Genomic DNA, 25334 nt, shown 5'->3' on the forward strand with positions numbered 1-25334 from the left:
CTTGCGGGGTCGGCTGGATTAAGGTTATCGCGGCTTTGGGCCGTGTGCGAAGGGCCGCAGCCGTGGACCTGCCCGCGGGCGCAGGCGATACTAACCCCTTCTTAAGGCTGTCATTCGCGGCAGCCGCCTTAACGCGATGCTGACAAGCGAGACTTAAAGCCGGTCGGATGAAGAGTTCGGATTTCCAGTTGCGAGGCGTGGGCGATCCCCGGCTGGCCGTGCACGCGACCTCTCCGCTGCCCGCCTGGCTCTGGTCGATCGACGGCACGCGCGTGCTCTGGGCCAATCCGGTCGGCGCAAAACTGTTCGGCGCGGCCCATGCCACAGCCCTCGCGGACAGGACGTTCGGCCCGGCGGACAGCCACCGCCGCCAGGTCGCCCGGCTCGCCCGCAGCCTGCCGCCGACCGGCACTGTGCGGCTCGAACGGCTGCGCGGCTTCGGCGCCCGGCTCGGCATGCTGATGACCTGCGCCTGCGCCCGCCTCCACTTCGCCGATGGCAGCCATGGCGTGCTTGTCGCCGCGATGGACCCGTCGCTGAGCAGCATGCCGCTGCTCGAGCGGCTGCTTCGTCTCGTCGACGGCGCCAAGGTGCCGATGGCCGCGTTCGCGCCTGACGGCCTGTTCGTCGGCGCCAGCGAGGCCGCCCGTTCTCTGCTCGGCTTTCGCGATCTCGGCGAAGCGGGCCTCGACCGGGCCCGCAGCGAAGCGCTGACCTGCGGCCGCGCCGCGACGCCGATCGGAATCGGCCAGATGGTGCTGCAACGGGTCGGCACGGGCGCCGATATCGGCCTTATCGCGCTGATCGAGCCCACCGCCGCGCAACAGGCGCCCGCAGCATGGGCGCCGGAGAATACGACGGAAGCCACAGCCGAAGCCCCGGTCGAAGCGGCGCAGCAGGACGCCGAGATGACGAACGAGCCGTCATCGCTGGATGCGGAGGCCGGGATCGCATTGTTCGACGCCTTCGCTGAGCCGATCGAAACATCCGACATAGCCGCGACGACGACGCCCGCGCCCGAACCGGCCGTGAGCGAAGCGGCCGTGGACGCCGTGCAAGAACCGGCGCCCGAGCAGACCGCGGAGGCCGCGGCCAAAACTCCGGTTGAAAACTGCGCCCAGGCCATTGTGTCGCCGCGGCCGGCGCCGATCACTATCGGCATGGTCGAGCCGCCGCCGGGCCACGAGAAGACGCCCGCACCGCGTCAGCATCCGCTGCGCTTCCTCTGGCAGATGGATGCCGAGGGACGCTTTGTGCTTCGCTCCGACGAATTCATCCGTCTCATCGGTCCGCACACCGCCGCCCGCTTCGGCCGCCGCTGGCGCGAGATCGCCGCGGAATTTGCGCTCGATCCCGACGGGCGCATCGCAGAGGCGCTCGAGAGCCACGACACCTGGGCCGGCATCACCGTGAACTGGCCCGCCGATGGCGGCGAGCATCTTCCGGTCGAGCTCGCGGGCCTGCCGATCTACGATCGGGAGCGCAACTTCGCCGGCTTCAAGGGCTTTGGCGTCTGCCGCGATCTCGATGGCCTCAACCGGCTCGAGGCGCTCCGCCGCTTCGAGCTGCTGGCCGAAGCGCCGGCGCAGCACGGCCTGTCCGCCGAAAGCGTCGAGCCGGAGGCCGAGGCAGCGACGCCGCCTCCGCCGATCGCGCCGCCTGCGCCCGAGCCTGAAGCCGAACTGCCGGACCCCACACCCGACGCGAATTCACATCCAACCGATCCGGAAACGCCAGTGGAAACGCCGCCTCCAAACGTCGTGCCGTTCCGCCCGCATGGCGATGCACGCTCGCCGACGCTGACGCCGGTCGAGAACAGCGCGTTCAACGAGCTCGCCCGGCAATTGTCCGAGCGGCTCGAGCGCGACCGCGAGACGATTGCCGCCGACACGTCTGAGCCGCCGGCCGCCGAATTCGCGCCCGAACCACCCGCGCCGGAGCCCGAGGCGCCGCAGGCTGCGGCCGAATGGCTGACCGAGCCGGCGCCGCCGGCACGCGGCGAGCCCGTGCGCGACCGCGCGCTGCTCGACCTATTGCCGACCGGCATCCTGATCTATCGCCTCGACCGCCTGCTCTACGCCAACCCCGCCTTCCTCGCGCGCATGGGCTACGCAAACCTGAGCGCGCTGGAGGATGCCGGCGGGCTGGACGCGCTCTATGTCGAGCCGGGCGTCTCCACGGCCAGCAGCACGTCGCAAGCAGGCACGCCGGTGACGATCAGCGCGGCCATCGCGAACGGCGAAGAGCCGCTTGCGACCACGGAAGCGCATCTGCACACGATCGACTGGGACGGCGAGAGCGCGCATGCGCTGATCTGCGCGCTGCCGCAGGCCGCGCCAATGGTCGCCGCGCCCGATATCGCCGAGACGATTGTCTCCGAATCCTTGCCCTTTGCGCCCGAGCTCGAGCCCGCGGCCGGCGATGCCGACGCCGAGGATCTCGCCGCGATCCTGGACACCACGGCCGAGGGCATCGTGATGTTCGATGCCGAGGGCAACATCCACGCCTGCAACCGCAGCGCCGAGGCGCTGTTCGGCTATGACGGCGAAGCCCTGCTCGAGCAGAATCTGGCGACGCTGTTCGCCCCTGAGAGCCAGCAGATCGTCGCCGACTATCTCGAAAGCCTGAAGAGCCAGAACATTGCGAGCCTGCTCGACCACGGCCGCGAGGTGCTGGGCCGCGAGAAGAAGGGCGGCGTCATTCCGCTCGCGATGATCATGGGCCGCACACGGCCGGACGGCCCGAACTTCTTCGCCGTGTTCCGCGATCTCTCCCAGAGCAAGAAGGGCGAGAGCGAGCTGACGCGGGCCCGCCGTCTCGCCGACGGCGCAGCGACGGCCAAAGCCGACATGCTGGCGCGGATCAGCCACGAGATCCGCACCCCGCTCAACGCCATCATCGGCTTCGCCGAGGTGATGATCTCCGAGCGTTTCGGCGCACTCGGCAACGAGCGCTACGGCGAATACATGAAGGACATCCGCGCCTCCGGCGAGCGCGTCATCGCGATCATCGACGATCTCTTGGAGCTGTCGCGGATCGAGACCGGCAAGCTCGACCTCAACTTCGCCAACCTCAATCTCAACGACCTCGTCGAGGCCTGCGTCGTGGTGATGCAGCCGCAGGCCAATCGCGAGCGCATCATCATCCGCACCTCGCTGGCGCATGCGCTGCCGCAGGTCACGGTGGATGCGCGCGCGATGCGGCAGATCACCGTAAACCTGATCTCGAACTCGATCCGGCTTGCGAGCGCCGGCGGCCAGGTCATCGTCTCGACCGCGCTGACCGATCGCGGCGAGATCGCGCTGCGCATCCGCGACACCGGCCATGGCCTCAGCGAACGCGAAGTCGCCGCCGCGATGGAGCCGTTCCGCACCCCGCCGCCAGGCGACGCCGCGGACAGCTCCGCGCTCAGCCTATCGCTGACCAAGGCGCTGGTCGAAGCCAACCGCGCCCAGTTCAACATCAAGAACGCGGGCAATTCCGGCACGCTGATCGAGGTGGTGTTCGCACCGGCGCTGGCGAAGGCGTGAGTGAGCATTTTGCGGAGGGTCGGTCCCAACGGACCGGCCCTCCTTCACGCCGCTCTCAACGCTTGGCCGGCGGGCCGCTCTTGTTGCCCGGCAAGCCCTTAATGTTCGAGGTATCCTGCTGCTGGACGGTCGGGTTTTGCGAGTTCGAGCCAACCGTTCCGGTGCGAGCGGGAGGACCGTTCTTGTTGCCGGGAGCCCCAGCGATACCCGTCCCCGAGTTCTGCGCGCTGGGGACGTTGGCGACACCGCTGCTGCTGTCCGTGCGCGTGTGATCTCCCGGCGCGGTCGCGGCCGAGCCCGGCTTGTCCTGCGCTCCAACGTAGCCCGAGGCGCCGGAATTCTGCGTCTTGAGGCCTTTGTCCGCTTCGCTCTGCACGTTCTGGTTAGGTGTTGCCTGCTGCGCGATTGCGGGCCCCGCCATCAGCGGGGCCGCGATAAGGATGGCTGCCATTGTCGTTCGCATGAGCGTTTCTCCTCCGCTTGCCCCTTCGCGCGTAAACGCCCGACACCGCGAAGATTTCCAAACCAGCCGGAATAAAGCCTTCGGTTGCAGGAACCAGGTCTGCCGTGCTGTCGCTCAAACGAAAGGGCACGGCGCTTGTCGCGCCGTGCCCTACACAATCCTTGCGGTGGTCTCAGTGATAGATCTCGAACAGGCCGGCGCCGCCCTGGCCGCCGCCGATGCACATCGTCACCACGCCCCACTTGGCCTTGCGGCGTGCGCCTTCCTGGAGCAGATGGCCGGTGAGCCGCGCGCCGGTCATGCCAAAGGGATGCCCGATCGCGATCGAGCCGCCGTTGACGTTGTACTTGGCGGGATCGATGCCGAGCTTGTCGCGGCAATACAGGCACTGGCTGGCGAAGGCCTCGTTGAGCTCCCATAGATCGATGTCGTCGATCTTGAGCCCGGTGCGCTTCAAGAGCTTCGGAATCGCGAACACGGGGCCGATGCCCATCTCGTCGGGCTCGCAGCCCGCGGTCGCCCAGGCGACGAAGCGCCCGAGCGGCTTGAGGCCGCGCTTCTCGGCGTCCCTGGCTTCCATCAGCACCACGGCGGCGGCGCCGTCGGAGAGCTGGCTGGCATTGCCGGCGGTGACGTATTTGCCGGGGCCCTTCACCGGCTCGAGCTTGGCAAGGCCCTCCATCGTGGTATCGGGCCGGTTGCACTCGTCGCGATCGACGACGTAATCGACGATCGACTCCGCCTTGGTCTGCTTGTCGACGACCTTCATCTTGGTCTTCATCGGGACGATCTCGTCCTTGAACTTGCCGGCCTGCTGCGCCGCGGCCATGCGGCGCTGCGATTCCAGCGAGAACTCGTCCTGGTATTCGCGGCTGAGCTTGTAGCGTTCGGCGACGATATCGGCGGTGTCGATCATCGCCATGAAGATGTCAGGGGCGACCTTGAGCAGTTCCGGATCGATCGATTCCTTCGGCGAGCCGCCGCCGGGAATCGAGATGCTCTCGACGCCGCCGGCGACGATGCAGTCGGCGCCGTCGGAGCGGATCGAGTTGGCAGCCATCGCGATGGTCTGAAGCCCCGAGGAGCAGAAGCGGTTCACAGAAACGCCGGCGGTAGACTTCGGCAGGCCTGCGAGCAGCGCGGCCTGACGGCCGATGTTCGGCGCGCCATGAGCGCAGTTGCCGAGATAACAGTCCTCGACATAGTCCTTGTCGACGCCGGCGCGCTTCACCGCGTGCTGGATGGCGTGGGCGGCGAGCGACATCGGCGGCGTGATGTTGAACCCGCCGCGGCCGGACTTGGCCAGGCCCGTGCGCGCATAGGAAACGATGACGGCTTCACGCATGTGTTTCTCCCTTGTCGAACGATTTTGAACGGAGCGTCCTTACCGCCATTGGTACACAAAGTTTGGCCGAGGCGGGAGAAATAAAAACGCCGCCTCCGGTGACGGAGGCGGCGTTGTTCCGCGGGTCGGAATATATCTGCGCCGGGACGAAGGATCAGACTCATCAGACTCAAATGGCTGGTGCGAGTCACCTCTCCCCAGCGGGGAGAGGTCGGATTGCCATGGCGCGCAATTGCGCGCCTGAGCCATCCGGGTGAGGGGCCGCAGCATTCGGTGAGAGCCTAACCCCTCACCCGGATCGCATCTTGCGATGCGATCCGACCTCTCCCTACGGGAGAGGTGAAGGATCAGAACGTCAGCGCCTTGGCCTGCTTTACCTGCGGCAGCGCCTGCACCTTGGCGAGCAAATCGGCCGGCACGGCGCCGTCGACCTCGACCAGGGCAATGGCATCGCTGCCGGGCGCGACGCGGCCGAGATGGAAGGTGGCGATGTTGATCTTGGCGTCGCCGAGCAGGCTCGCGAATTTGCCGATGAAGCCCGGCTTGTCCTCGTTGGTGACGTAGATCATCGACTTGCCGAACTCGGCATCGACGCGGATGCCCTTGATGTCGACGAGGCGCGGCTTGCCGTCGGCATAGACGGTGCCCGAAACCGACCGCTCCTGCCGCTCGGTGATGACGGTGACGGTGATCAGGCTCTCATAGTCGCTCTGCGCCGCGCGCACGATCTCGTCCACCACCATGCCGCGCTCCTTGGCGACGACCGGCGCGGACACCACGTTGACCTCGCCCAGCATCGGGCGCAGCAGACCCGACAGCACCGCGGAGGTGATCGCCTTGATCTTCATCTCGGCGACGTGGCCTTCATAGGTGATCTCGACCTTGAGGATGCCACTCTCGGTGAGCTGGCCCGCGAACGAGCCGAGCTTCTCGGCGAGCGCGATGAACGGCTTCAGCTTCGGCGCCTCTTCCGCGGTGATCGAGGGGAAGTTGACCGCGTTCGAGATCGCACCGGTGAGCAGATAGTCCGACATCTGCTCGGCGACCTGGAGCGCGACGTTCTCCTGCGCTTCCGTGGTGGAGGCGCCGAGATGCGGCGTGCAGATCACGTTAGGATGGCCGAACAGCACGTTCTTGGTTGCGGGCTCCTCGACGAAGACATCGAAGGCGGCGCCGGCGATGTGCTTGGAATTGAGCGCATCGACCACCGCCTGCTCGTCGACGAGGCCGCCGCGGGCGCAGTTGATCAGGCGCACGCCCTTCTTCATCTTGGCGATCGCGGCCGCGTCGATGATGTTCCTGGTCTTCTCGGTGAGGGGGGTGTGCAAGGTGATGAAGTCGGCGCGCTTGAGGAGATCGTCGAGCTCGACCTTCTCGACGCCGATGTCCTTGGCGCGCTCCGGCGACAGGAACGGATCGAAGGCGATCACCTTCATGCGCAGGCCGAGCGCGCGATCGGCCACGATCGAGCCGATATTGCCACAGCCGACGACGCCTAACACCTTGCCGGTGATCTCGACGCCCATGAAGCGGTTCTTCTCCCACTTGCCGGCCTGGGTCGAGGCGTCGGCCTGCGGGATCTCGCGAGCGAGCGCCAGCATCAGGGTGATGGCGTGCTCGGCGGTCGTGATCGAATTGCCGAACGGCGTGTTCATCACGATGATGCCCTTGGCCGTGGCGGCGGGAATCTCGACATTGTCGACGCCGATGCCGGCGCGGCCGATCACTTTCAGCCTCGTCGCCTTCTCGATGATCTTGGCGGTCGCCTTGGTCGCGGAGCGGATCGCAAGGCCGTCGTAATTGCCGATGATCTCGGCGAGCTTGTCCTTGTCCTTGCCGAGATTGGGCTGGAAGTCGACTTCGACGCCGCGGTCCTTGAAGATCTGCACGGCGGCGGGCGAGAGCGCGTCGGAAATGAGAACTTTGGGTTTGGTCATGGGTGTGATCCGTGGGTGCGGGCTGCATTTACGGAACGTCATCCGCGGGCTTGACCCGCGGAACCATCTCTCTTGATTGATGGATGGCCGGGTCAAGCCCGGCCATGACGAGTTGAGATAACGCGACGAGTGAAACCTGCTCACGCCGCCTTGGGCAGAGCGGCCTTGGTCTCGGCAAAGGCCCAGTCGATCCACTGCGTCAGCAGCTCGACGTCTCTAGCCTCGACGGTGGCGCCGCACCAGATTCGCAGGCCGGCCGGCGCATCGCGGTAATAGGCGAAGTCGTAGCCTGCGCCTTCCTTCTCGACCAGCGCGACCAGCTTCTTGGAGAACTCGGCCTGCGCATCCTCGGAGAGCGAGGTGATCGCGGGATCGGTGAACTTCATGCACACCGAAGTGTTGGAGCGGATCGAAGGATCCTTCGCCAGGAAGTCGATCCAGGGCGTCTTCGCCTTCCAGTCGGCGAGCACCTTGGTATTGGCGTCGGCACGCGCGATCAGCGCCTTGAGGCCGCCGATCGACTTGGCCCAGTTCAGCGCGTCGAGATAATCCTCGACGCAGAGCATCGAGGGCGTGTTGATGGTCTCGCCGACGAAAATACCTTCGTTGATCTTGCCGCCCTTGGTCATGCGAAAGATCTTCGGCAGCGGCCAGGCCGGCTTGTAGGTTTCGAGCCGCTCCACCGCACGCGGCGACAGGATCAGCATGCCGTGGGCGGCTTCGCCGCCGAGCGCCTTCTGCCAGGAGAAGGTGACGACGTCGAGTTTTGCGAAATCGAGCGGCTGCGCGAATGCGGCCGAGGTCGCGTCGCAGATCGTGAGTCCTTCGCGGGTCGCGCTGATCCAGTTCGCGTTCGGCACGCGCACGCCAGACGTGGTCCCATTCCAGGTGAAGACGACGTCGCTCTTGGGATCCACCTTGGAGAGATCGGGGATCTCACCATAGGCTGCGTTCAGCTTGGTGACGTCCTTGAGCTTCAATTCCTTGACGATATCGCTGACCCAGCCTTCGCCGAAGGATTCCCAGGCAAGCGTGGTGACGGGCCGCGCACCAAGCAGCGACCACAGCGCCATCTCGACCGCGCCGGTATCCGAGGCCGGCACGATGCCGATGCGGTAATCGGCGGGGACCTCGAGCACTTCGCGCGTCAGATCGATCGCGAGCTTGAGCTTGGCCTTGCCCACCTTCGCGCGATGCGAGCGGCCGAGGGCTGCGTCCTTGAGATTTTGGGCGTTCCATCCGGGGCGCTTGGCGCAGGGGCCGGAGGAGAAATGCGGCACGTTCGGCCGCGAAGCGGGCTTCGCTACAGTCATGATCTACCCTTCCAGATAGTAAGCCTCCCGTTGGGGGGAGGTGTCCCGCCGCGGCTGATACGGGAATCGGGCAGACCAGTCAAGGAAGTTCCGGCGTCTCACGGCGGAGTGAAGGCGCCTCCGGCGCGAGATCAGGCGAGTCGACGGCAGCGAGCGCATTCAGCAAGTCCGTGGCTTCGCTGATCAATTGCGCGGCTCTGCGGCGGCTGCCGACCTTCAAAATGCATTTGTCATTGGCCTGCACGACGTAGTCGTTGCCGACCTTGATCATCGAATAGCTTGTCATCGAAATCCCCGAACCGACCGAGCTCGGTGTCTGACGCTGCCGTAGCACCGTTCGTTCCTTCATCAATGTGAACGACGGACGGGTAGTTTACCGGCTCTTAACACGAACGAATGCGCGATCCGATTCCGCTGATCGCGCAACGCCTGCGTCACGCTGCGTCAAAAGCGGACAGTCATACCGACATGACTCGCCGTGAAGCCGAGCCGCTTGTAGAAGCGCTGCGCATCGACACGCGTCTGATGCGTCAGCAGTTCGACGAGATTGCAGCCGCGTGCTTTCGCTTCCGCAACCGCCCATTGCACCAACCGCTCGCCGATGCCGCGGCTGCGACAATCGGAAGCAACGCGGACGTCTTCGAGCAAACCGCGCACGCCGCCTTGCGAGCTGATGCCGGGCAGGATCGCGAGTTGCAGGCAGCCGACCACCCTGCCCTCGCTCTCGGCGACCACAAGCGTCAGATTCGGATCGCGCTCGACCCGCGCAAATGCCTCGTAATAGGCGGCGGGCAGCGGATCCTCCACGCGCTCGCGTGCGCGTCCGAGATGATCATCGGCGAGCATTGCAACGATCGCGGCGATGTCGTCGCGGCGCGCGCGGCGAATGGAGACGGCTTCGGCGTTCATGCGCGATGCTCCAGACTCAGCGCGCCGGCGCAAGGCCGAGAAAGGCCTCGGTCTGGTCGATCCAGCGGCGGATGGCCGCAAAGCGGCCGAGATCGAAGCCGCCCTCATGCGCAACGCGGGTATAGGCGAGCAGCGAGACATCCGCGAGCGAAACCGCCTCACCGGCGAGGAAGCGGCTGGCCGCAAGATGCTGCTCCATGCGCTCGAGCGCCGCATAACCGCGCTTGACCTTCTCAGGATCGAGCTCGGAGGCCTGCTTGCCGAGATAGACCAGGAGGAAGCGGCACACCGCGATATAGGGCTCGTGGCTGTACTGCTCCCAGAACAGCCATTCGTCCATCTTGGCAGCGATGAAGGCGTCGCGCGGAACGAGGGCGCTGTCGCGTGCGAGATAGCGGATGATGGCATTGGATTGCGCCAGCGTGCGGCCGTCGTCGAACGCGACGGTCGGCACTTGGCCGGCGCCGTTCATCTTCAGGAATTGCGGCGTGCGCGTCTCGCCCTTGCTCGTGTCGATCTCAACCCACTGATAGGGCAATGCGAGCTTGTCGCAGACCCACTTCACCTTCAGACAATTGCCGGAATTGCTATCGCCGTAGATCTGCATCGCCGCCGTCCCGCTTTTGGGCGACAGAGCATCAGGACGGAAGGAGGCTGTCAACCGCGGCGTGTCGCCGCGTCAGAACTTGTAGCCGAGGCCGGCGCGGACGGTGTTGATGCTGGTGTCGACCTGGGACGTGAAGCGAATGTATTCCCACTCGGCGCGCATGAAGAGACCGCCGACGAGGTTGACGTCTACACCGAGGCCGCCGCTGTAGCCGTAGATCAGATGATTGTGCTGCGCTTCGCTCGCGGAGACCGGCCCCAGCAGAACGCCGGCGGGCGTCACGTAATCCTGAGCACTCACCGTGCGAACGATATCCGCGTTGCCGAGCGCGAGCCCGCCGAACACGTAGGGCAGGAAGCAGCCCCACGCGTAACCGGCCCTGCCGCGAAACGTTGCCATGTCCTTGATCGCGATCGAGGCCGTCGAACTCGCAGTCACGCTGTGCACGTTGCCGTCGGACAGCTGGAGGCTACGTGCTTCGCTGGCGGTGGTCGATCCTCCGAACTTACCGTGCAGGTAACTGGCTTCCAGGCCGATCACGACATCGTCCCACTGCCCATTGTAGCCCGCGAAAGCACCGTATCCACTGCTGCGCTGAGAGGCCTTTCCGAGGCCGAGATTCCATTGCGAGACCTGCATCTCCTGTTCGATCAGGGTGTCCGCGAGCAGCGCGGCCATCATATTGCTGGTCGACCCGTTGAAATTTTCGTCGGACGAGCCATAGCCGCCCTGGCCTCCGACATAGAAGCCCTGCCAGTTGACGCCGGATCTCGTCAGGCCGTCGGTGAAGCTGCCGCGCAGGATCGGCAGGTCCGGCATGTCGGCCGCATTTGCGGCGGACACCGTCCCCAACATCGCCGCCGCCACCATCAGCCTACGCATCGCAACGCTCCATGGACTCGAACAGTTGCGATGATCATCCCCTGTTAACCTTAACCAATGGTTGCGTCCGCCACGTTCGTCGCTGCTGCGCCATGAAAAATCCGCAAAGCAAAACGGCGCGGGCTGACCCCGCGCCGTTAAGAGACTTTAACCGATGAGGCTGCCGATCAGCCCTTGGTGACCAGCGGCGGCGCGTAGACCGGCGGGCTGTTGAGATCCCAGCGCACGCCGAGCTTGACGTCGTGCGAGGTGAGCTCCCTGATCTTGATAGAGGTCGGACCGGAGGCACTGTTGTCGAACAAGCGGTAGTTGCCAGGCGCCGCGTCGCCGAGGTTCATGTAGCTGTAGGCCAGTTCGACGGTGAACCCGGGATTGACCTTGTAGGCGAGACCGGCGTGAGCGGCCCAGGCGAAGTTCCACTTTCCGCTGTCTGCGAAGTAGGCGACGCTGTTGCTCGGAGTCGGGGTCAGCGCGGCGCTATAAGAAACGCCGTCGTCACGGAAGCCACTGATCTTGTTGTAGGAGCCGCCAACACCGGCGCCAATGAACGGGGTGATGCACCACCAGGTGCCGAGATCGACATAGGCATTCGCCATGACGACCCACTCGGACTTGCTCCCGCTGTAATTGTTTGTGCCGACGAAGCCGGGTCCAATGACGTTGTCCGCACCGTGCAGGTTAGCCTTGCCCCGGTACTGGCCGATCACGTCCGCACGGAACCAATTGTTGAAGCGATAGCCGACGCCGAGATCGAACAGTGGCGAAGAGTCGAAGCCGAGTCCCTCAGTCGACTTCTGATACCCAGCCGGCAGCGCGCTATCGATGCGCTTGGCACTCTGGTTGGTCATGCCAATATCACCGCGCAGATACCAGCCGCCGAAATCGGCGGGCGGGGCCGGCGGCGCGTACATCGGAGGGGGCGCCGCGATCGGCATATCGGCGGCGAATGCCATCGACGAGATCAGGGTTGCCGCACCCGCGGCGAGGAGAGACTTAACGCTACGCATTGGCTTCGTCCTTATGGCCGGTGAGGCAAAATGCAGCCGCCCCACGTTCTGGAAACTCACGGGAGGACGATGGCACCAAATGTTTAAGCGCCGCTTAACCCTAATTTTTAAGGTTGATTTTTTCTGACAGTACACGCGCGCGCCGCGCCAGCGTTGCAAAAAAGCAGCGCCAAATGCGACTTCCTTCGCCGCATTCCCTAACGATGTGTGAAACCGCAAGGCGGCAAGAGAGGATGTGTTAACGCGCGTGCCGCGGCAGCCTGGGTAGGAACACTGCAAGCAGGCCGATCGCCGGCAGAAAAGCGCAGACCTGATAGACGAAAGCGATCGAGGTGTGGTCGGCGAGCTTGCCGAGCACGGCCGCGCCCAGCCCACCGATGCCGAAGGCGACACCGAAGAACACGCCGGAGATCATGCCGAAGCGATGCGGCACCAGTTCCTGCGCGAACACGATGATCGATGACGTCGTCGAGGAGATGATCAGGCCGATGACGACGCTGAGCACCGCGCTCGCATAGAGGCCGGCATAGGGCAGCGCCAGCGTGAACGGCAGCGCGCCGAGGATCGAGATCCAGATCACGATCTTGCGGCCGAAGCGGTCGCCCAAGGGACCGCCGAGAAACGCACCCACGGCGTTCGCCGCCAGGAAGATGAAGAGATAGATCTGCGCAGCCTGCGTCGACACGCCGAAGCGGTCGATCAGGTAGAAGATGTAATAGCTCGACAGGCTCGATACGTAGAGCTGCTTGGAGAACAAGAGCGCGACCAGCACGAGCAGCGCGACCGCGACGCGGCGCGAGCTCGGACCACCCGGCTGGCTGTGAACGGGGGCTGCCTTCTTCGCCGTGATCTGCGGCGCGTACCAGCGGCCGATGCGCCACAGGATGAGGATCGCGAGGAAGGCGATCGAAGAGAACCAGGCGATGCTGCCCTGCCCGAACGGCACGACGATGAGCGCGGCCAGCACCGGTCCCATCGAGGTGCCGAAACTGCCGCCGAGCTGGAACACGGATTGCGCAAAGCCGTAGCGGCCGCCGGAGGCGAGCCGCGCGATGCGCGCCGACTCCGGGTGAAACACCGCCGAGCCGAGACCGACCAGCGCGGCGGCGACGAGAATGACGAGGTATTGATGCGCGGCGCTGAGCAGCAAGAGGCCGAAGAAGGTCGAGGCCATGCCGATCGCCAGCGAATAGGGCTGCGCCTTCTTGTCGGTGTAGTGCCCGACCACCGGCTGGAGCAGCGAGGCCGTGAACTGGAAGGCCAGCGTGATCATGCCGATCTGCGCGAAATCGAGCGCATAGGTGTCCTTCAGGATCGGATACACCGAGGCGATCAGCGACTGCATGGTGTCGTTGAGGAAGTGCGAGACGCTGATGCCGGCGAGCACCACGTAGACCGGCCCTGGCGCTTTGGCGGGCGCCACGTCGTTGACGACGACGGGCTCGGTCAGTGTTTCCTCTGAGACGACGACAGGCTTGTTCAATGCAGCAATCCCGGCGCGGCAGATTGCCGCGACCTCTTAGGTACGATGCAAGCGGCAGTAGAACCAGCGTCAACGGCAAATAGCTGGGATGCGCGGGTCTTACCCTCTCCCCTTGTGGGAGAGGGTGGATCGCCGCGTCAGCGGCGAGACGGGTGAGGGGTCTGCCTCCGCGAGTCTCTCTAGCAGTTGGGGGCGAGGATAGAACCCATCATCCGGCGCTTCGCGCCACCTTCTCCCACAAGGGGAGAAGGAAGAGCCCTTACGCCGCCGCCTGGCCCAGCGCGGAGACGATAGTGTCGACGACGTCCTCGACCAGGATGCGGTCCTCGCCCTCGCCCATGACGCGGATCACGGGCTCGGTGCCGGAGGAGCGGATCAGGAGGCGGCCGTGGCCGTTGAGGCGCTTCTCGCCGTCGGAGATCGCCGACTTGACGTCGGAATCGTCGAGCGGCTTGCCGCCCTTGTGGCGGACGTTCTTCAGGATCTGCGGCAGCGGATCGAAGCGGTGGCAGACTTCGGAGACGGGGCGGCGCAGCTTCTGCACCACCGCCAGCACCTGCAGGGCCGCAACGAAGCCGTCGCCGGTGGTCGCGTAGTCGGACAGGATGATGTGGCCGGACTGCTCCCCGCCGAGATTGTAGCCGCCGTTCAGCATCTGCTCGAGCACGTAGCGGTCGCCGACCGGCGTGCGGACGAGATCGAGCCCCTGCCCGTTGAGGAAGCGCTCGAGGCCGAGATTGGACATCACGGTGGCGACGATGCCCGGCCGCGACAGCCGGCCGTCCTCCTTCCAGCTTTGCGCGATCACCGCGAGCAGCTGGTCGCCGTCGACCAGATGGCCGCGCTCGTCGACCAGGATGACGCGATCGGCGTCACCGTCGAGCGCAATGCCGATGTCGGCGCGCATCTCGCGCACTTTCTTCGACAAGGCTTCCGGCGAGGTGGAGCCGCATTCCTTGTTGATGTTGAAGCCGTCGGGCTCGACGCCGATCGGCACCACATCCGCACCCAATTCCCATAGCGCTTCCGGCACCACCTTGTAGGCGGCGCCATTGGCGCAATCGATCACAACGCGCAGGCCGTCGAGCGACAGATCGCGCGGCAGCGTGCGCTTGGCGAATTCGATGTAGCGGTCATGCACGCCGTCGATGCGGCGGGCGCGCCCCAGGCTCGCGCTCTGTGCGAGACGCTTGTCGAGGGATTCATCGAGCAGCTGCTCGATCTGCCTCTCGACGTCGTCGGAGAGCTTGAAGCCCTGCGGGCCGAACAGCTTGATGCCGTTGTCCTCGAACAGATTGTGCGAAGCCGAAATCATGACGCCGAGATCGGCCCGCATGGATTTGGTCAGCATCGCGACCGCCGGTGTCGGCATCGGGCCGACTAGCAGCACGTCCATGCCGACCGAAGTGAAGCCCGCGACCATCGCGTATTCGATCATGTAGCCGGACAGGCGGGTGTCCTTGCCGATCACGACTCGATGGCGATGGTCACCGCGCTGAAACGCAAGCCCTGCGGCTTGGCCGACCTTGAGCGCGAGCTCCGGCGTGATCAGTCCGTTGGCGCGGCCCCGAATCCCGTCCGTCCCGAAATATTTGCGGCTCATATCGTCCCCCAGGCAACAACCAGGGACCCCTCTACAACCACGGGCTGCCCGAAAGGGCCCCGCATCCCTGATTTGCCGAGCACTTATAAAGCCATCGCGGCTAAGTTGGCTTCAAAAAATATGATAAATCATTACGGAACCGGGCACGCCGCTGCCCTGATAACGTATTGTTAACATTATATTTCCGAACTGGGAAGCCGGAACGGGAACGGAACCTGTCCCTAGCCGGTGCGCTTCACATGCCCGTCCCCGCGGCTCGGCGGCGGCTGGGTGACATTGACGGGATCGGAGGCGGGAAAGGTCTCTTCCAGACCTTCTTCCAGCGCTTCCTCGAGGGCGCGCTTCTCCTTGGTCTCTTCCGGCGAAGGTCCGGCGTGCGGCCTCGTCATGGCGCCCTCCTGCAAAACGGTCTGGCAAACGATTTGGCTGTGCATCCAACCATGCTAGATGACCCCGAAATCATCCGATGCAAGACGGGCCGGGGAAACGATCATGAAGCACATCACCTGTATCGACGATCTCCGTGCGCTGCATAAGCGCCGCGTGCCGAAGGCGTTCTTCGATTATTGCGACCGCGGCTCCTATGCCGAGGAGACGCTGCGCGCCAACCGCGAGGACATGCAGGCGATCAAGTTCCGCCAGCGCATCCTGGTCGACGTCTCCAAACGCGACACCTCGACCACAATCCTCGGCGAGCCCTCGACCATGCCGCTGATCCTCGCGCCCGTCGGCCTGCTCGGCATGCAGCATGGCGACGGCGAGATCCATGCCTGCCGCGCCGCGCAGGCCGCCGGTATCCCGTTCACGCAATCGACGATGTCGATCTGCTCGATCGAGGACATCGCCGCCAATGTCGAGAAGCCGTTCTGGTTCCAGCTCTATGTCATGAAGGACCGCGGCTTCATCAAGGACTTGATCCAGCGCGCCATCGCAGCGAAGTGCAGCGCGCTGGTGCTGACCGTCGATCTTCAGGTGATCGGCCAGCGCCACGCCGACATCAAGAACGGCATGACGGTACCGCCGGAATGGTCGCTATCGAAATTGCTGGATTTCGCCAGCAAGCCGGCCTGGGTTTCCGGCGTGCTGCAAGGCAAGCGCCGCACGTTCGGCAACATCGCCGGCCACGTGAAGAACACCGAGGATCTCAACCGCCTCGCCGAATGGACCGCGTCGCAGTTCGACACCTCGCTGAACTGGAAGGACGTCGAGTGGGTCCGCAGCATCTGGCCTGGCAAGCTCATCCTTAAGGGCATTTTGGACGTCGAGGATGCCGAGGAAGCCGCCAAGACCGGCGCGCAGGCCCTGGTCGTCTCCAACCATGGCGGCCGGCAGCTCGACGGCGCGCCGTCATCGATCGAGGTGCTGCCCGAGATTGCGGACGCGGTCGGCGAGAAGATGGAGATCATGTTCGACGGCGGCATCCGCTCCGGCCAGGACGTGATGCGCGCGCTCGCGCTCGGCGCCAAGTCCTGCATGATCGGCCGCGCCTATGCCTATGGCCTGGGGGCTGGCGGCCAGGCCGGCGTCGCCAAGGCGATCGACATCATCCAGAAGGAGCTGCTCACCACCATGGGCCTGTGCGGCGTCAACCGGATCGACGAGATCGACGATCATATCATTGCGGCAGCACCGTAGCGTCTTGGGTGGGCAGGGCGCTTGTCCACCGTAGCTCGACGAGCGAAGGCGGAAGCGTGGCGACCTTCGTTCCAAGTTGAGAGAAGACGTGGGCACGGCGCGAGCGCGCCTTTGCCCCTTGCTCGGCGAGATGCAGCAACACTAACAGCCTCGTCCCGGCGGAGGCGACCGCTCTCCCCTCACATTGGCGGCGTGAGGCCGTCGCGGCCGACGCTGACGCGGTTGGTCTCGAAAGAGCCGTCCGGCAATTGCTTCATGAAGGCGATGACCTTGGCACCGGTCTTCAGATCGGATTTGTCGCCGGGCACCAAGGTCACCACCGGGGTGTTGTCGGGAACGAACACCTTCTTCTCGCCGTCCTTGTACTTGACCAGCAGCGTGTGGCCGTCATTGCCGACCACGCTCTCGGCGACCGTCGCATTGGTCATGCTGGAGTTGGGCTTGAGGTCCCAGGGCCGCGAGCCCTCGCCGGTGCCGCGCATGCTCTCCGGAAACACGTGGACCTCGACCGCGTTCTGGCCGCCATCCGGCCCCGGCACGGTGGTGGCGCCGATGAACGAACCGGGCTTGATGTCGGCGAGTGAGATCTTGGTGATGCCCGAGACGTTCACATCAGCGGCGATGTGAAGCTTGAAATCTTCGCCGCTGCGCGACTTGACCTGCATGGTGTCGCCATTGACGTTCTCGATCGTGCCGCGCACACGCGTCGGCACCGGCGCTTTTTGGGCGGTGGCGCAGTAGGTCGAGAGGGTCACCATCGCGATGGCGAGAAGTGGACGTGTGAAAGTTGCGCGTTGAACAGACATGGCGGTCTCCGGTTGTCCCCACGGAGATAGAACTCCGGAACAGCCGCGCCATTCTCTCAAGTCTTTGTGAGATCGGCCTCGACCAGCGCGCGCAGCTCGGTGGTGACTTCAGGACGCCGGCCGAACCACAGCTCGAAGCCGCGCACCGCCTGGTGCAGCAACATGCCGAGCCCGTCGGCGGTCTTCAGCCCGTGCGCTTTGGCTGCCGCAAGCAGCGGCGTCACCAGCGGGACATAAACGAGATCGGCGACCACCGCCGCCTCCGGCAGGCGCGCCACATCGATATCGAGCGGAGGCTGGCCGTGCATGCCGAGCGAGGTCGTGTTCACGAGAAGTTTTGCACGCGGCAGCACGTCGTTGATGCTGTCCCATGTCACAGGATGCACCTTTGGCCCAAAGAGACTTGCCAGCGTCTCCGCCCGCGCGATGGTGCGATTGGCGAGATGGATGCGCTTGATGCCTTGCTCACGCAGGCCGAACACGACCGCGCGCGAGGAGCCGCCAGCCCCGAGGACCAGCGCCTCCTCAGCCGCATTCCAGCCGGGCGCGCTGGCGTCGAGATTGCCGATGAAGCCTTCGACGTCGGTATTGGTCGCGTGCAGCTCGCCGTCTTCGAACCACAGCGTATTGGCGGCACCCACAGCCGTTGCGCGCGCATCGGGTTTCGACAGCGCCAGCACGTCCTCCTTGTGCGGGATGGTGACGTTGGCGCCAACGAAGCCGCGCAGCGACAGCCGCAGCACGAAGTCACGCAAATCCTCGGGCGGGACAGCCTCGATGACGTAGCCGCCCTCGATCCCGAGCGTGCGCAGCCAGTAATGATGAATCAGCGGCGATCGCGAATGCGCCGCCGGCCATCCGATCAGACAAGCGGCGGGAGCCCTGGTCACGGTCGTCCTTCCCTCAAGCGATATGGAAGGCGATCCATTTCGCGTCCCGACGGCTCTGTCAAGCGCACGAGCGCCGCATCGCCACGGCGCCGTCAGCTCGCAGCAGCCTCATCGGCTGCAGAGCTCTTGATGTCAGCAATGGCGCGCTCGAGGCTCTGGCGATAGCGCGCGCGGGGCGGCGTCACGCCATGGGTGAGCAGCGCGCGGCGAACCGCTGGCGAGGCGCCCGTGATGAACAGCCTGATGCCCTGGCGATGAGCCCTCGCGGCGACGCGCCCGAGCACGTTCGCCGCGGTGGAGTCCAGGAACGGCACCGCGGCGAAATCGACCACGAAGGCCTTGCGCCGGTCGGCGATGCCGTCGAGCACGCTTCCGATCGCAGAGGCGGCGCCGAAGAAGAACGCGCCGGTGATGCGATAGACCAGCACGTCGCGGTCCACCGCAAGCGCGGGGTCGTAGGGAATGCGCGAACCGTTGCCGTCGTCGGGACGATCGGCGGCCACGAGCGGCGTGCGCTCCTCGATGCCCGTCGTCTCCGCCATGCGGTGGATGAACAGCACCGCGCCGAGCGCGAAGCCGACCAGAATGCCTTCGGTGAGATCGCGAAAGATCGTGAGCAGGAAGGTCGCGAGCAGCACGACGGCATCGCCCCATGACGAGCGCAGCAGCGTCGCGAATTCGTGCTTCTCCGCCATGGTCCAGGCCACGACCACGAGCACGGAGGCGAGCGCAGCCAGCGGAATGTAGCTTGCGAGCGGCGCCGCGATCAGCATGAACAACAGCAGGAAGAACGCGTGCAGCATCCCCGCGAGCGGCCCGCGCGCGCCAGCGCGGATATTGGTCGCGGTGCGCGCGATCAGGCCGGTGACGCAGATGCCGCCGAACAGCGCCGAGCCGATATTGGCGGCGCCTTGCGCCACCAGCTCGCAATTGGAACGGTGGCGGCGTCCGGTCATGCCGTCGGCCACCACTGCCGATAGCAGCGATTCGATCGCCGCCAGCAGCGCGAACGCAATCGCATCCGGCAGCACGGCCCTTGCCTTCTCAAGCGAGAAGGCGGGCAGCGCTGGCGACGGCAGCTCGCGCGGAATGCCGCCGAAGCGCGAGCCGATGGTCTCGACCGGCAGCGACAATACGGCAGTTGCGACCGCCGCAAACACGACCGCGATCAGGATGCCGGGCCAGGACGGCCGCCAGCGACGCAACACGCCAATGATGACGATGCTGACGATCGCGACCGCGACGGCGGCTGGATTGACGGTGTTGAGGCCGCCGGCGAGCGCAACGAGTTTCGGGACGAATTCGCTGGGCTCTTTTCCCGCAAGCGTGATGCCGCCGAGATCGCGGAGCTGGCTCGCAAAGATGATGACGGCGATGCCGGCAGTGAAGCCGACGGTTACGGGATAGGGAATGAACTTGATGTAGGTGCCGACCCGCAACAGGCCCGCCGTGACCAGGAACAGCCCCGCCATCAGGGTGGCGAGGATGACGCCCTCGACGCCGTGCCGCTCGGCCGTCACCGCAACCAGGACGATGAAAGCGCCCGCGGGTCCGCCGATCTGGAAACGGCTGCCGCCGAGCAGCGACACGATGAAGCCGCCGATAACGGCGGTGTAGAGGCCGCGATCCGGTGTCACGCCCGATGCGATCGCGATCGCCATCGACAGCGGCAACGCCACGATCGCGACCGTGAGGCCGGCGAAGACGTCGGCGCGAAAGTCCGCGGCGCCGTATCCCTCACGCCAGACGGTGACGAGCTTTGGCAAGTATAATTCGGCAAAAGTCGGCCGGCGAAGCTGATGCAGTCTGCCCGCGTGATCGCTTGTGATGCTCATGCCCCACGATGCTCCGAAGCATCGTGCGTCCCGTGTTGCCGAGGTGCGACGATGCGCTAGCCCATCCTGATCCCGAGCATGATCAACGCCCGATCATGCCCCCACCCGCCGCGGCGGCCCCGGCTGCTTGAGGCGAACGCCGCGCCCGCCGCTGTCGCTGCGGGCCTGCTCGCCGATCAGCTCGACGCCCGCCCGATCGAACGCCTCGACCACCTTGATCAGGGTCTCGACCACGCCGCGAACATTGCCGGTGCTGGCTTCCATCCGCTGAATGGTCGGCAGCGAAACGCCGGCGAGTTCGGCCAGGGTTTTCTGGTCAATGCCGAGCAGCGCGCGCGCTGCCCGCATCTGGAACGACGTGATCACCGTGGCCTCACGTATCAGAATCTATAAATGATATCTGGAGCATATACAATGATGCAAAATACATCATTCGGGGCCAACCGCAAGGGTTTCATGGGCTGCCCATGTCTGTCTCTCTGCAATCAATAAAGGTTGACAAGCCAGCGTCTCCCCTCGCCCTCTCCGCGCAAGGGCGGGGAGAGGGTAAGGGGACTGTGCTTCCCCAATAGATCACGCCGCGTGCTGATGAGCGGCGATGATCTGGTCGGCGGCGCGGCCGGTCACTTCGGCCATGTGGTCGAACTGGCGGGTGAAGCTGCCGGCGCCGGCGGTGGCCGAGCGCAGCTCGACGATCAGCTCACCGATCTCGGCTTCCGGCATCATGGCGCGGACGCAGTCCCAGCCGCTCCAGCCGTCTCGGGTGTCGAAGCCGAGGATCTGGCCACGCCGCGCCGACAGGATCGCGTTGATCTTGGCGGTGGCATCGGTCGGGCAGACGATCTCGACCATGTGGATCGGCTCGAGCAAGACCGGCTGGCATTGCGGCAGGCCCTCGTTGAGCCCGATCCGTGCCGCCGTGCGGAAGGCGAGGTCGGAGGAATCGACGCTGTGATAGGAGCCGTCGGTCAGCGTCACCTGCACGTCGGTGACAGGGAAGCCGAGCGGGCCGCGCGCCAATCCGTCGACGACGCCTTCCTCCACCGCGGGGATGTAATTGCGCGGCACCGCGCCGCCCACCACTTTTTCGGCGAACTTGAAGCCATCGCCGCGCGGCAGCGGCCTGATTTCGAGCACGACGTCGCCGAACTGGCCGTGACCGCCGGACTGCTTCTTGTGGCGGCCACGCTGGACGATCGGCTTGCGGATGGTCTCCTGATAACCGATCGCGGGCGGGTGCGAGGTGACCTTGACGCCGAAGCGGTCGCGCAGCCGCTCGCCGGCGACCCGCAGATGCATTTCGCCCTGGCCCCACAGCACGGTGTCGTGGGTCCGGGCGTTCTGCACGACCACCAGCGATGGATCCTCCTCGTGCAGGCGGGCCATCGCCTGGCCGAGCTTCACGTCGTCCTTGCGATCGGTCGCCGCGATCGAGATCGCGAGCACCGGCGGCGTCGGCTCCACGGTGACGAGCGCAGCCGGCGGGGTCTTGCCGCTCGAGACAGTGTCGCCGGTCTTCACGGGATCGAGCTTGGCGAGCGCGACGGTGTCGCCGGCTTCGGCCGAGGCACGCTTGGTGTCGTAGGCGCCATTGACGGCGAGGATGCCGGAGATGCGCCCCGCGCCGCCGGAAGAGGATTGCAGCGTGGCGCCGTCGTCGAGATGGCCGGCGAGCAGCCGCGTCAGCGACAATTTTCCGCCATGCTGCGAATGCAACGTCTTGAAGACGTAGCCGAGCGCATCCTTGGTCTCGGGAACGCCGAGACGTTTTGCGGTCTCCGCGACGCCCGGCGCCTCATGGCGCAGCGCCTTCATCAGGCGCAGCACGCCGTTTTCGCGCGCGGCGGCGCCCAGCAGTACCGGACAGATCAGCCCTTCGCGCAATTCACGGGCGAGATCGTCGAACACGGCATCGCGCGGCGGCTGGATGTCCTCGAGAAGCTGCTCCATCAGCGCATCGTCGTGATCGGCGAGCTTCTCCAGCATCGAGAAGCGGGCCTCTTTCTCGCGGTCGAGATTGCCGCCTTCGAGCGCGATCACCTCGGAGGCCTTGTGTTCGCGATAGATGAAGGCGCGCTCGAGCGCGAGATCGACGAAGCCCTCGATCAGCTCGCTTTTCCAGATCGGGATCTGGCGCAGTACCAGCGGCACGCGTGAGGCGGGCTGTAGCGTTGCGAGGCTCTCGCGGACGCGCTCGGTGGCGCGATCGATCTTGTTGAGGAACAGGAAACGCGGGATCTTCAGCTCTTCCAGTTCGCGCAGGATGATCTGAAGCTGCGGCAGCTTCTTCTCGTCGGCCTCGCAAACCACGACCGCGGCGTCGACCGCAGGCAGCACGGCGCGCATGTCATAGGCGAATTCAACGGAACCGGGACAGTCGAGGAAGGTGTAGCTGTCGCCCATGAAGGTCGTGGTGGCGGCAGTCAGGCCGACGGTCATCTTGTGATGACGGGCCTCGGGCGTGGCGTCACCGACAGAAGTTCCGGCATCGACGCTGCCGGCGCGGGGGATTGCGCCCGTTCGCGCTAGGATTGCTTCGAGAAGCGTGGTTTTACCGCTTTGGAATGGGCCCACTAGCGCAATGCACCGTGGACCTCGGGGACTTCTGACGTCCTGTCCCATTCGCCGCCTCCTTTTTTGTGGAGCTCGGCCCATGATTGGGTCGGCAAGCGCAGATGCTCTGCCCGTCCCCGAGATTTGGCAAGCATCAAACGTCGCTGCGGTGCGTCGTCGGCTCGATCAAGACTTCAACTCTTGACGATTGGTACGACTATCGGCCCGAGCGTTCCACCTCTCCGCGACGGGGGAGGCGAGCCGCCGCCGGTGCAGTTAGAATTGACGGCAATCAGCGGCCCGGACGGAGTTCCAGACTCTCCAGACCGGCGGCGACGTTGAGGCCGACCTGGCCCTGCACGCTGAGCGGCTGAAGGGCGATCGAATTGTTGGAGCCGCCGACCAGCACGTTGCCCCCAAGGCCGACGCCGACCGAGGCGCTGCCCTGCGCGCCGGCGTAATTGCCGGAGAGATCGCCGGGGCCGAGCCGGTCGACCGGCGCGAACACGCCCCAGGCGAGCGCCGTCTCCTGGGTGATGCCGATGTCGAGACCAACTTTGCGGATGGTCGCGACGTAGCGGTCGTCGGGTAGACCATCGGCGCGCAGCACGCAGCCGAGATGGGTCACCGATCCCACGATGAAGCCGACGCTGGCGCCGCCGCGGCACTCGAGCACGCCGACCCGTGCCATCCGCTGCTGCGCGCCGGCGGCAGCGACGGAGACAACGAGGCTTGCCGCTGCGAGCCCGGAGAGGAGGAACGAACGGCGCATGAAACGTCTCCGGCGATGATGGGGTGCGAGCAGGAAGGCGCGGCACACGCCGCATGATGGTCTATGCCACAATAGTTGTGGTGGGGCCAGCTCGCGCGGACGCGACAGAAAAAGGGCCCACTAACCGCGGGCCCTTTGATTTCACGTCGTTGCTGCGCGCTTACCGCAGATTGCCGCAGAAGCGCTGGATGCGCTTGCAGGCGTCTTCGAGGTCCGAAGTCTTGGTCGCATAGGAGATGCGGAACGCCGGTCCCAGGCCGAAAGCCGACCCCTGCACCACGGCGACGCCTTCGGTTTCCAGCAGCTCGGTGACGAACGTCTCGTCATTGTCGATCACCTTGCCCGACGGCGCGGTCTTGCCGATCGTGCCGGCGCAGGACGGATAGACGTAGAACGCCCCTTCCGGCCGCGGGCACTCGATGCCTTTGGCCTGATTGAGCATGGAGACGACGAGATCGCGGCGCTCCTTGAACACCTTGTTGTTGGCTGGGATGAAGTCCTGCGGACCGTTCAGCGCTTCGACCGCAGCCCATTGCGCAATGGACGACGGGTTCGAGGTCGACTGCGACTGGATCGTCGACATCGCCTTGATCAGCTGCGCCGGGCCGCCGGCATAGCCGATGCGCCAGCCGGTCATGCAATAGGCCTTCGACACGCCGTTCACGGTGAGTGTGCGGTCGTAGAGTTTCGGCTCGACCTGCGCGACCGTGGTGAACTGGAAGTCGTCATAGACGAGATGCTCGTACATGTCGTCGGTCATCACCCAGACGTGGGGATGCCTGAGCAGCACGTCGGTGAGCGCCTTCAGCTCGGACTTGGTGTAGGCAGCTCCCGTCGGGTTCGACGGCGAGCACAGGATCACCCATTTGGTCTTCGGCGTGATCGCGCGCTCCAGCGCCTCCGCCTGAAGCTTGAAGCCTGTCGCAGCGGTGCAGACCACCGGTACCGGCTCGCCACCGGCGAGCGCCACCATCTCGGGATAGCTGACCCAATAGGGCGCGGGAATGATCACCTCGTCGCCCGGATTGATGGTCGCCATCAGCGCGTTGTAGAGCACCTGCTTGCCGCCTGTGCCGACGATGATCTGGTTCGGCTTGTAGACGACGCCGTTCTCGCGCTGAAACTTGGCGATGATGGCTTCCTTCAACTCGGGAATGCCGTCGACCGCAGTGTACTTGGTCTTGCCGGCTTCGATAGCGCGGATCGCCGCCAGTTTGATGTTGGCGGGCGTGTCGAAATCGGGCTCGCCGGCGCCGAGGCCGATGACGTTGCGGCCCGCCGCTTTCAGCGCGCGTGCTTTATCCGTGACCGCGATGGTCGCGGACGGCTTCACACGGTCGAGCGCAGCGGCAAGGAAGGACATCGTCATCTCCTGACAAGCGTCGTGAAGCCCTTCGCCTCACGACTCCGATTGTGGGAATGAGCCACCCTAAAACGGGAGCCGCTGCACCGCAAGAAACTTCGGCCCGATCTCGAAGAAGTTTACGGATTTCCCGCGCTTCGAGGCGCGATTACCGCAATGTTCCGCAACTTTGCCAGCCAAATCCCTCATATCCGGCAAGGCTTGTCCTCGGAGCAATTTGTCGCTTCCGGCCGAAGTTTTCTCATGGCGCGCTTGCCGTCGTCTGAAGTTTCGCCGGCCCAAATGGCGAAGCCTTGGCGTAGCCGCGTCCCAGCCATCTACACCTGGCCGCGCGCACGAAGAACGTGGATGCCTCGGACAAGCCCGGGCATGACGGCGCGCTGCATCCAAATCGCATGCGA

Annotated in this window: 20 protein-coding genes and 1 pseudogene; 2 read left to right on the top strand and 19 right to left on the bottom strand. The window is 65.2% G+C overall.

Annotation, left to right across the window (positions count from 1 at the left end):
• Positions 1-167 precede the first annotated feature (167 nt).
• The gene (locus tag IVB01_RS33590) at positions 168-3530 is read left to right on the top strand and encodes a PAS domain S-box protein (RefSeq protein WP_247277494.1); all 3363 of its coding nucleotides are present in this window, start codon (positions 168-170) and stop codon (positions 3528-3530) included.
• Between the two features lie 55 nt (positions 3531-3585).
• On the opposite strand, the pseudogene IVB01_RS33595 reads toward IVB01_RS33590, so the two are convergent.
• From IVB01_RS33595 to IVB01_RS33650, 12 genes and pseudogenes are all read right to left on the bottom strand, one after another.
• Positions 3586-3768, bottom strand: a pseudogene (locus IVB01_RS33595) (hypothetical protein); the annotation flags it as partial.
• Between the two features lie 397 nt (positions 3769-4165).
• Positions 4166-5338, bottom strand: a complete 1173-nt coding sequence (locus IVB01_RS33600; protein ID WP_247277495.1) for a thiolase family protein — start codon at positions 5336-5338, stop codon at positions 4166-4168.
• A gap of 347 nt (positions 5339-5685) precedes the next feature.
• Positions 5686-7275: a phosphoglycerate dehydrogenase gene (gene serA, locus IVB01_RS33605; protein WP_247277496.1), complete on the bottom strand. Its 1590-nt coding sequence runs from the start codon at positions 7273-7275 to the stop codon at positions 5686-5688.
• A gap of 140 nt (positions 7276-7415) precedes the next feature.
• The gene (locus IVB01_RS33610) at positions 7416-8588 is read right to left on the bottom strand and encodes a phosphoserine transaminase (protein ID WP_247277497.1); all 1173 of its coding nucleotides are present in this window, start codon (positions 8586-8588) and stop codon (positions 7416-7418) included.
• A gap of 79 nt (positions 8589-8667) precedes the next feature.
• The gene (locus IVB01_RS33615; RefSeq protein WP_247277498.1) at positions 8668-8874 is read right to left on the bottom strand and encodes a hypothetical protein; all 207 of its coding nucleotides are present in this window, start codon (positions 8872-8874) and stop codon (positions 8668-8670) included.
• Between the two features lie 158 nt (positions 8875-9032).
• Positions 9033-9497, bottom strand: coding sequence for a GNAT family N-acetyltransferase (locus IVB01_RS33620; protein ID WP_247277499.1), 465 nt, complete (start codon positions 9495-9497; stop codon positions 9033-9035).
• 16 nt (positions 9498-9513) lie between these two features.
• Positions 9514-10104, bottom strand: coding sequence for a glutathione S-transferase family protein (locus tag IVB01_RS33625; protein WP_247277500.1), 591 nt, complete (start codon positions 10102-10104; stop codon positions 9514-9516).
• Positions 10105-10176: 72 nt separating this feature from the next.
• A complete protein-coding gene (locus tag IVB01_RS33630) occupies positions 10177-10986 on the bottom strand; it encodes an outer membrane beta-barrel protein (protein ID WP_247277501.1) in 810 nt (269 codons plus the stop codon).
• Between the two features lie 167 nt (positions 10987-11153).
• On the bottom strand, positions 11154-11993 hold the full coding sequence (locus IVB01_RS33635; protein WP_247277502.1) for an outer membrane beta-barrel protein: 840 nt from the start codon (positions 11991-11993) through the stop codon (positions 11154-11156).
• A gap of 238 nt (positions 11994-12231) precedes the next feature.
• Complete coding sequence (locus IVB01_RS33640; RefSeq protein ID WP_247277503.1) at positions 12232-13476, bottom strand: MFS transporter; 1245 nt, start codon at positions 13474-13476, stop codon at positions 12232-12234.
• 259 nt (positions 13477-13735) lie between these two features.
• Positions 13736-15079: a phosphoglucosamine mutase gene (gene glmM / locus IVB01_RS33645; RefSeq protein WP_247277504.1), complete on the bottom strand. Its 1344-nt coding sequence runs from the start codon at positions 15077-15079 to the stop codon at positions 13736-13738.
• A 221-nt stretch (positions 15080-15300) separates the two neighbouring features.
• Entirely contained in the window at positions 15301-15468 is a 168-nt protein-coding gene (locus IVB01_RS33650; protein ID WP_247277505.1) for a hypothetical protein, read from the bottom strand.
• A 103-nt stretch (positions 15469-15571) separates the two neighbouring features.
• Here IVB01_RS33650 and IVB01_RS33655 point away from each other — a divergent pair, with 103 nt between their 5' ends.
• Positions 15572-16714 (top strand): alpha-hydroxy acid oxidase, encoded by a 1143-nt coding sequence (locus IVB01_RS33655; RefSeq protein ID WP_247277506.1) that lies wholly within the window; start codon positions 15572-15574, stop codon positions 16712-16714.
• 179 nt (positions 16715-16893) lie between these two features.
• Here IVB01_RS33655 and IVB01_RS33660 read toward each other — a convergent pair whose 3' ends face one another.
• From IVB01_RS33660 to IVB01_RS33690, 7 genes are all read right to left on the bottom strand, one after another.
• On the bottom strand, positions 16894-17520 hold the full coding sequence (locus IVB01_RS33660; protein WP_247277507.1) for a hypothetical protein: 627 nt from the start codon (positions 17518-17520) through the stop codon (positions 16894-16896).
• Between the two features lie 56 nt (positions 17521-17576).
• On the bottom strand, positions 17577-18410 hold the full coding sequence (locus IVB01_RS33665) for a shikimate dehydrogenase (protein ID WP_247277508.1): 834 nt from the start codon (positions 18408-18410) through the stop codon (positions 17577-17579).
• A gap of 92 nt (positions 18411-18502) precedes the next feature.
• Complete coding sequence (locus IVB01_RS33670; protein ID WP_247277509.1) at positions 18503-20245, bottom strand: SulP family inorganic anion transporter; 1743 nt, start codon at positions 20243-20245, stop codon at positions 18503-18505.
• Between the two features lie 93 nt (positions 20246-20338).
• Positions 20339-20611, bottom strand: coding sequence for a helix-turn-helix transcriptional regulator (locus tag IVB01_RS33675; protein ID WP_247277510.1), 273 nt, complete (start codon positions 20609-20611; stop codon positions 20339-20341).
• A 207-nt stretch (positions 20612-20818) separates the two neighbouring features.
• Entirely contained in the window at positions 20819-22867 is a 2049-nt protein-coding gene (locus tag IVB01_RS33680; RefSeq protein WP_247277511.1) for an elongation factor G, read from the bottom strand.
• A gap of 223 nt (positions 22868-23090) precedes the next feature.
• Entirely contained in the window at positions 23091-23570 is a 480-nt protein-coding gene (locus tag IVB01_RS33685) for a DUF992 domain-containing protein (protein ID WP_247277512.1), read from the bottom strand.
• Between the two features lie 160 nt (positions 23571-23730).
• Entirely contained in the window at positions 23731-24933 is a 1203-nt protein-coding gene (locus IVB01_RS33690) for a pyridoxal phosphate-dependent aminotransferase (RefSeq protein WP_247277513.1), read from the bottom strand.
• Between the last annotated feature and the right edge of the window lie 401 nt (positions 24934-25334).

It is taken from the genome of Bradyrhizobium sp. 164 (assembly GCF_023073715.1).
Classification (GTDB): Bacteria; Pseudomonadota; Alphaproteobacteria; order Rhizobiales; family Xanthobacteraceae; genus Bradyrhizobium.

Bases quoted from the DNA above. Each gene is read 5' to 3' on its own strand.
- IVB01_RS33660 (WP_247277507.1), bottom strand. From the start codon at position 17,520: ATGTCTGTTCAACGCGCAACTTTCACACGTCCACTTCTCGCCATCGCG.
- IVB01_RS33615 (WP_247277498.1), bottom strand. From the start codon at position 8,874: ATGACAAGCTATTCGATGATCAAGGTCGGCAACGACTACGTCGTGCAG.
- IVB01_RS33635 (WP_247277502.1), bottom strand. From the start codon at position 11,993: ATGCGTAGCGTTAAGTCTCTCCTCGCCGCGGGTGCGGCAACCCTGATC.
- IVB01_RS33650 (WP_247277505.1), bottom strand. From the start codon at position 15,468: ATGACGAGGCCGCACGCCGGACCTTCGCCGGAAGAGACCAAGGAGAAG.
- IVB01_RS33670 (WP_247277509.1), bottom strand. From the start codon at position 20,245: ATGAGCATCACAAGCGATCACGCGGGCAGACTGCATCAGCTTCGCCGG.
- IVB01_RS33600 (WP_247277495.1), bottom strand. From the start codon at position 5,338: ATGCGTGAAGCCGTCATCGTTTCCTATGCGCGCACGGGCCTGGCCAAG.
- IVB01_RS33690 (WP_247277513.1), bottom strand. From the start codon at position 24,933: ATGTCCTTCCTTGCCGCTGCGCTCGACCGTGTGAAGCCGTCCGCGACC.
- IVB01_RS33680 (WP_247277511.1), bottom strand. From the start codon at position 22,867: ATGGGACAGGACGTCAGAAGTCCCCGAGGTCCACGGTGCATTGCGCTA.
- IVB01_RS33590 (WP_247277494.1), top strand. From the start codon at position 168: ATGAAGAGTTCGGATTTCCAGTTGCGAGGCGTGGGCGATCCCCGGCTG.
- IVB01_RS33655 (WP_247277506.1), top strand. From the start codon at position 15,572: ATGAAGCACATCACCTGTATCGACGATCTCCGTGCGCTGCATAAGCGC.
- glmM (WP_247277504.1), bottom strand. From the start codon at position 15,079: ATGAGCCGCAAATATTTCGGGACGGACGGGATTCGGGGCCGCGCCAAC.
- IVB01_RS33630 (WP_247277501.1), bottom strand. From the start codon at position 10,986: ATGCGTAGGCTGATGGTGGCGGCGGCGATGTTGGGGACGGTGTCCGCC.
- serA (WP_247277496.1), bottom strand. From the start codon at position 7,275: ATGACCAAACCCAAAGTTCTCATTTCCGACGCGCTCTCGCCCGCCGCC.
- IVB01_RS33685 (WP_247277512.1), bottom strand. From the start codon at position 23,570: ATGCGCCGTTCGTTCCTCCTCTCCGGGCTCGCAGCGGCAAGCCTCGTT.
- IVB01_RS33610 (WP_247277497.1), bottom strand. From the start codon at position 8,588: ATGACTGTAGCGAAGCCCGCTTCGCGGCCGAACGTGCCGCATTTCTCC.
- IVB01_RS33620 (WP_247277499.1), bottom strand. From the start codon at position 9,497: ATGAACGCCGAAGCCGTCTCCATTCGCCGCGCGCGCCGCGACGACATC.
- IVB01_RS33625 (WP_247277500.1), bottom strand. From the start codon at position 10,104: ATGCAGATCTACGGCGATAGCAATTCCGGCAATTGTCTGAAGGTGAAG.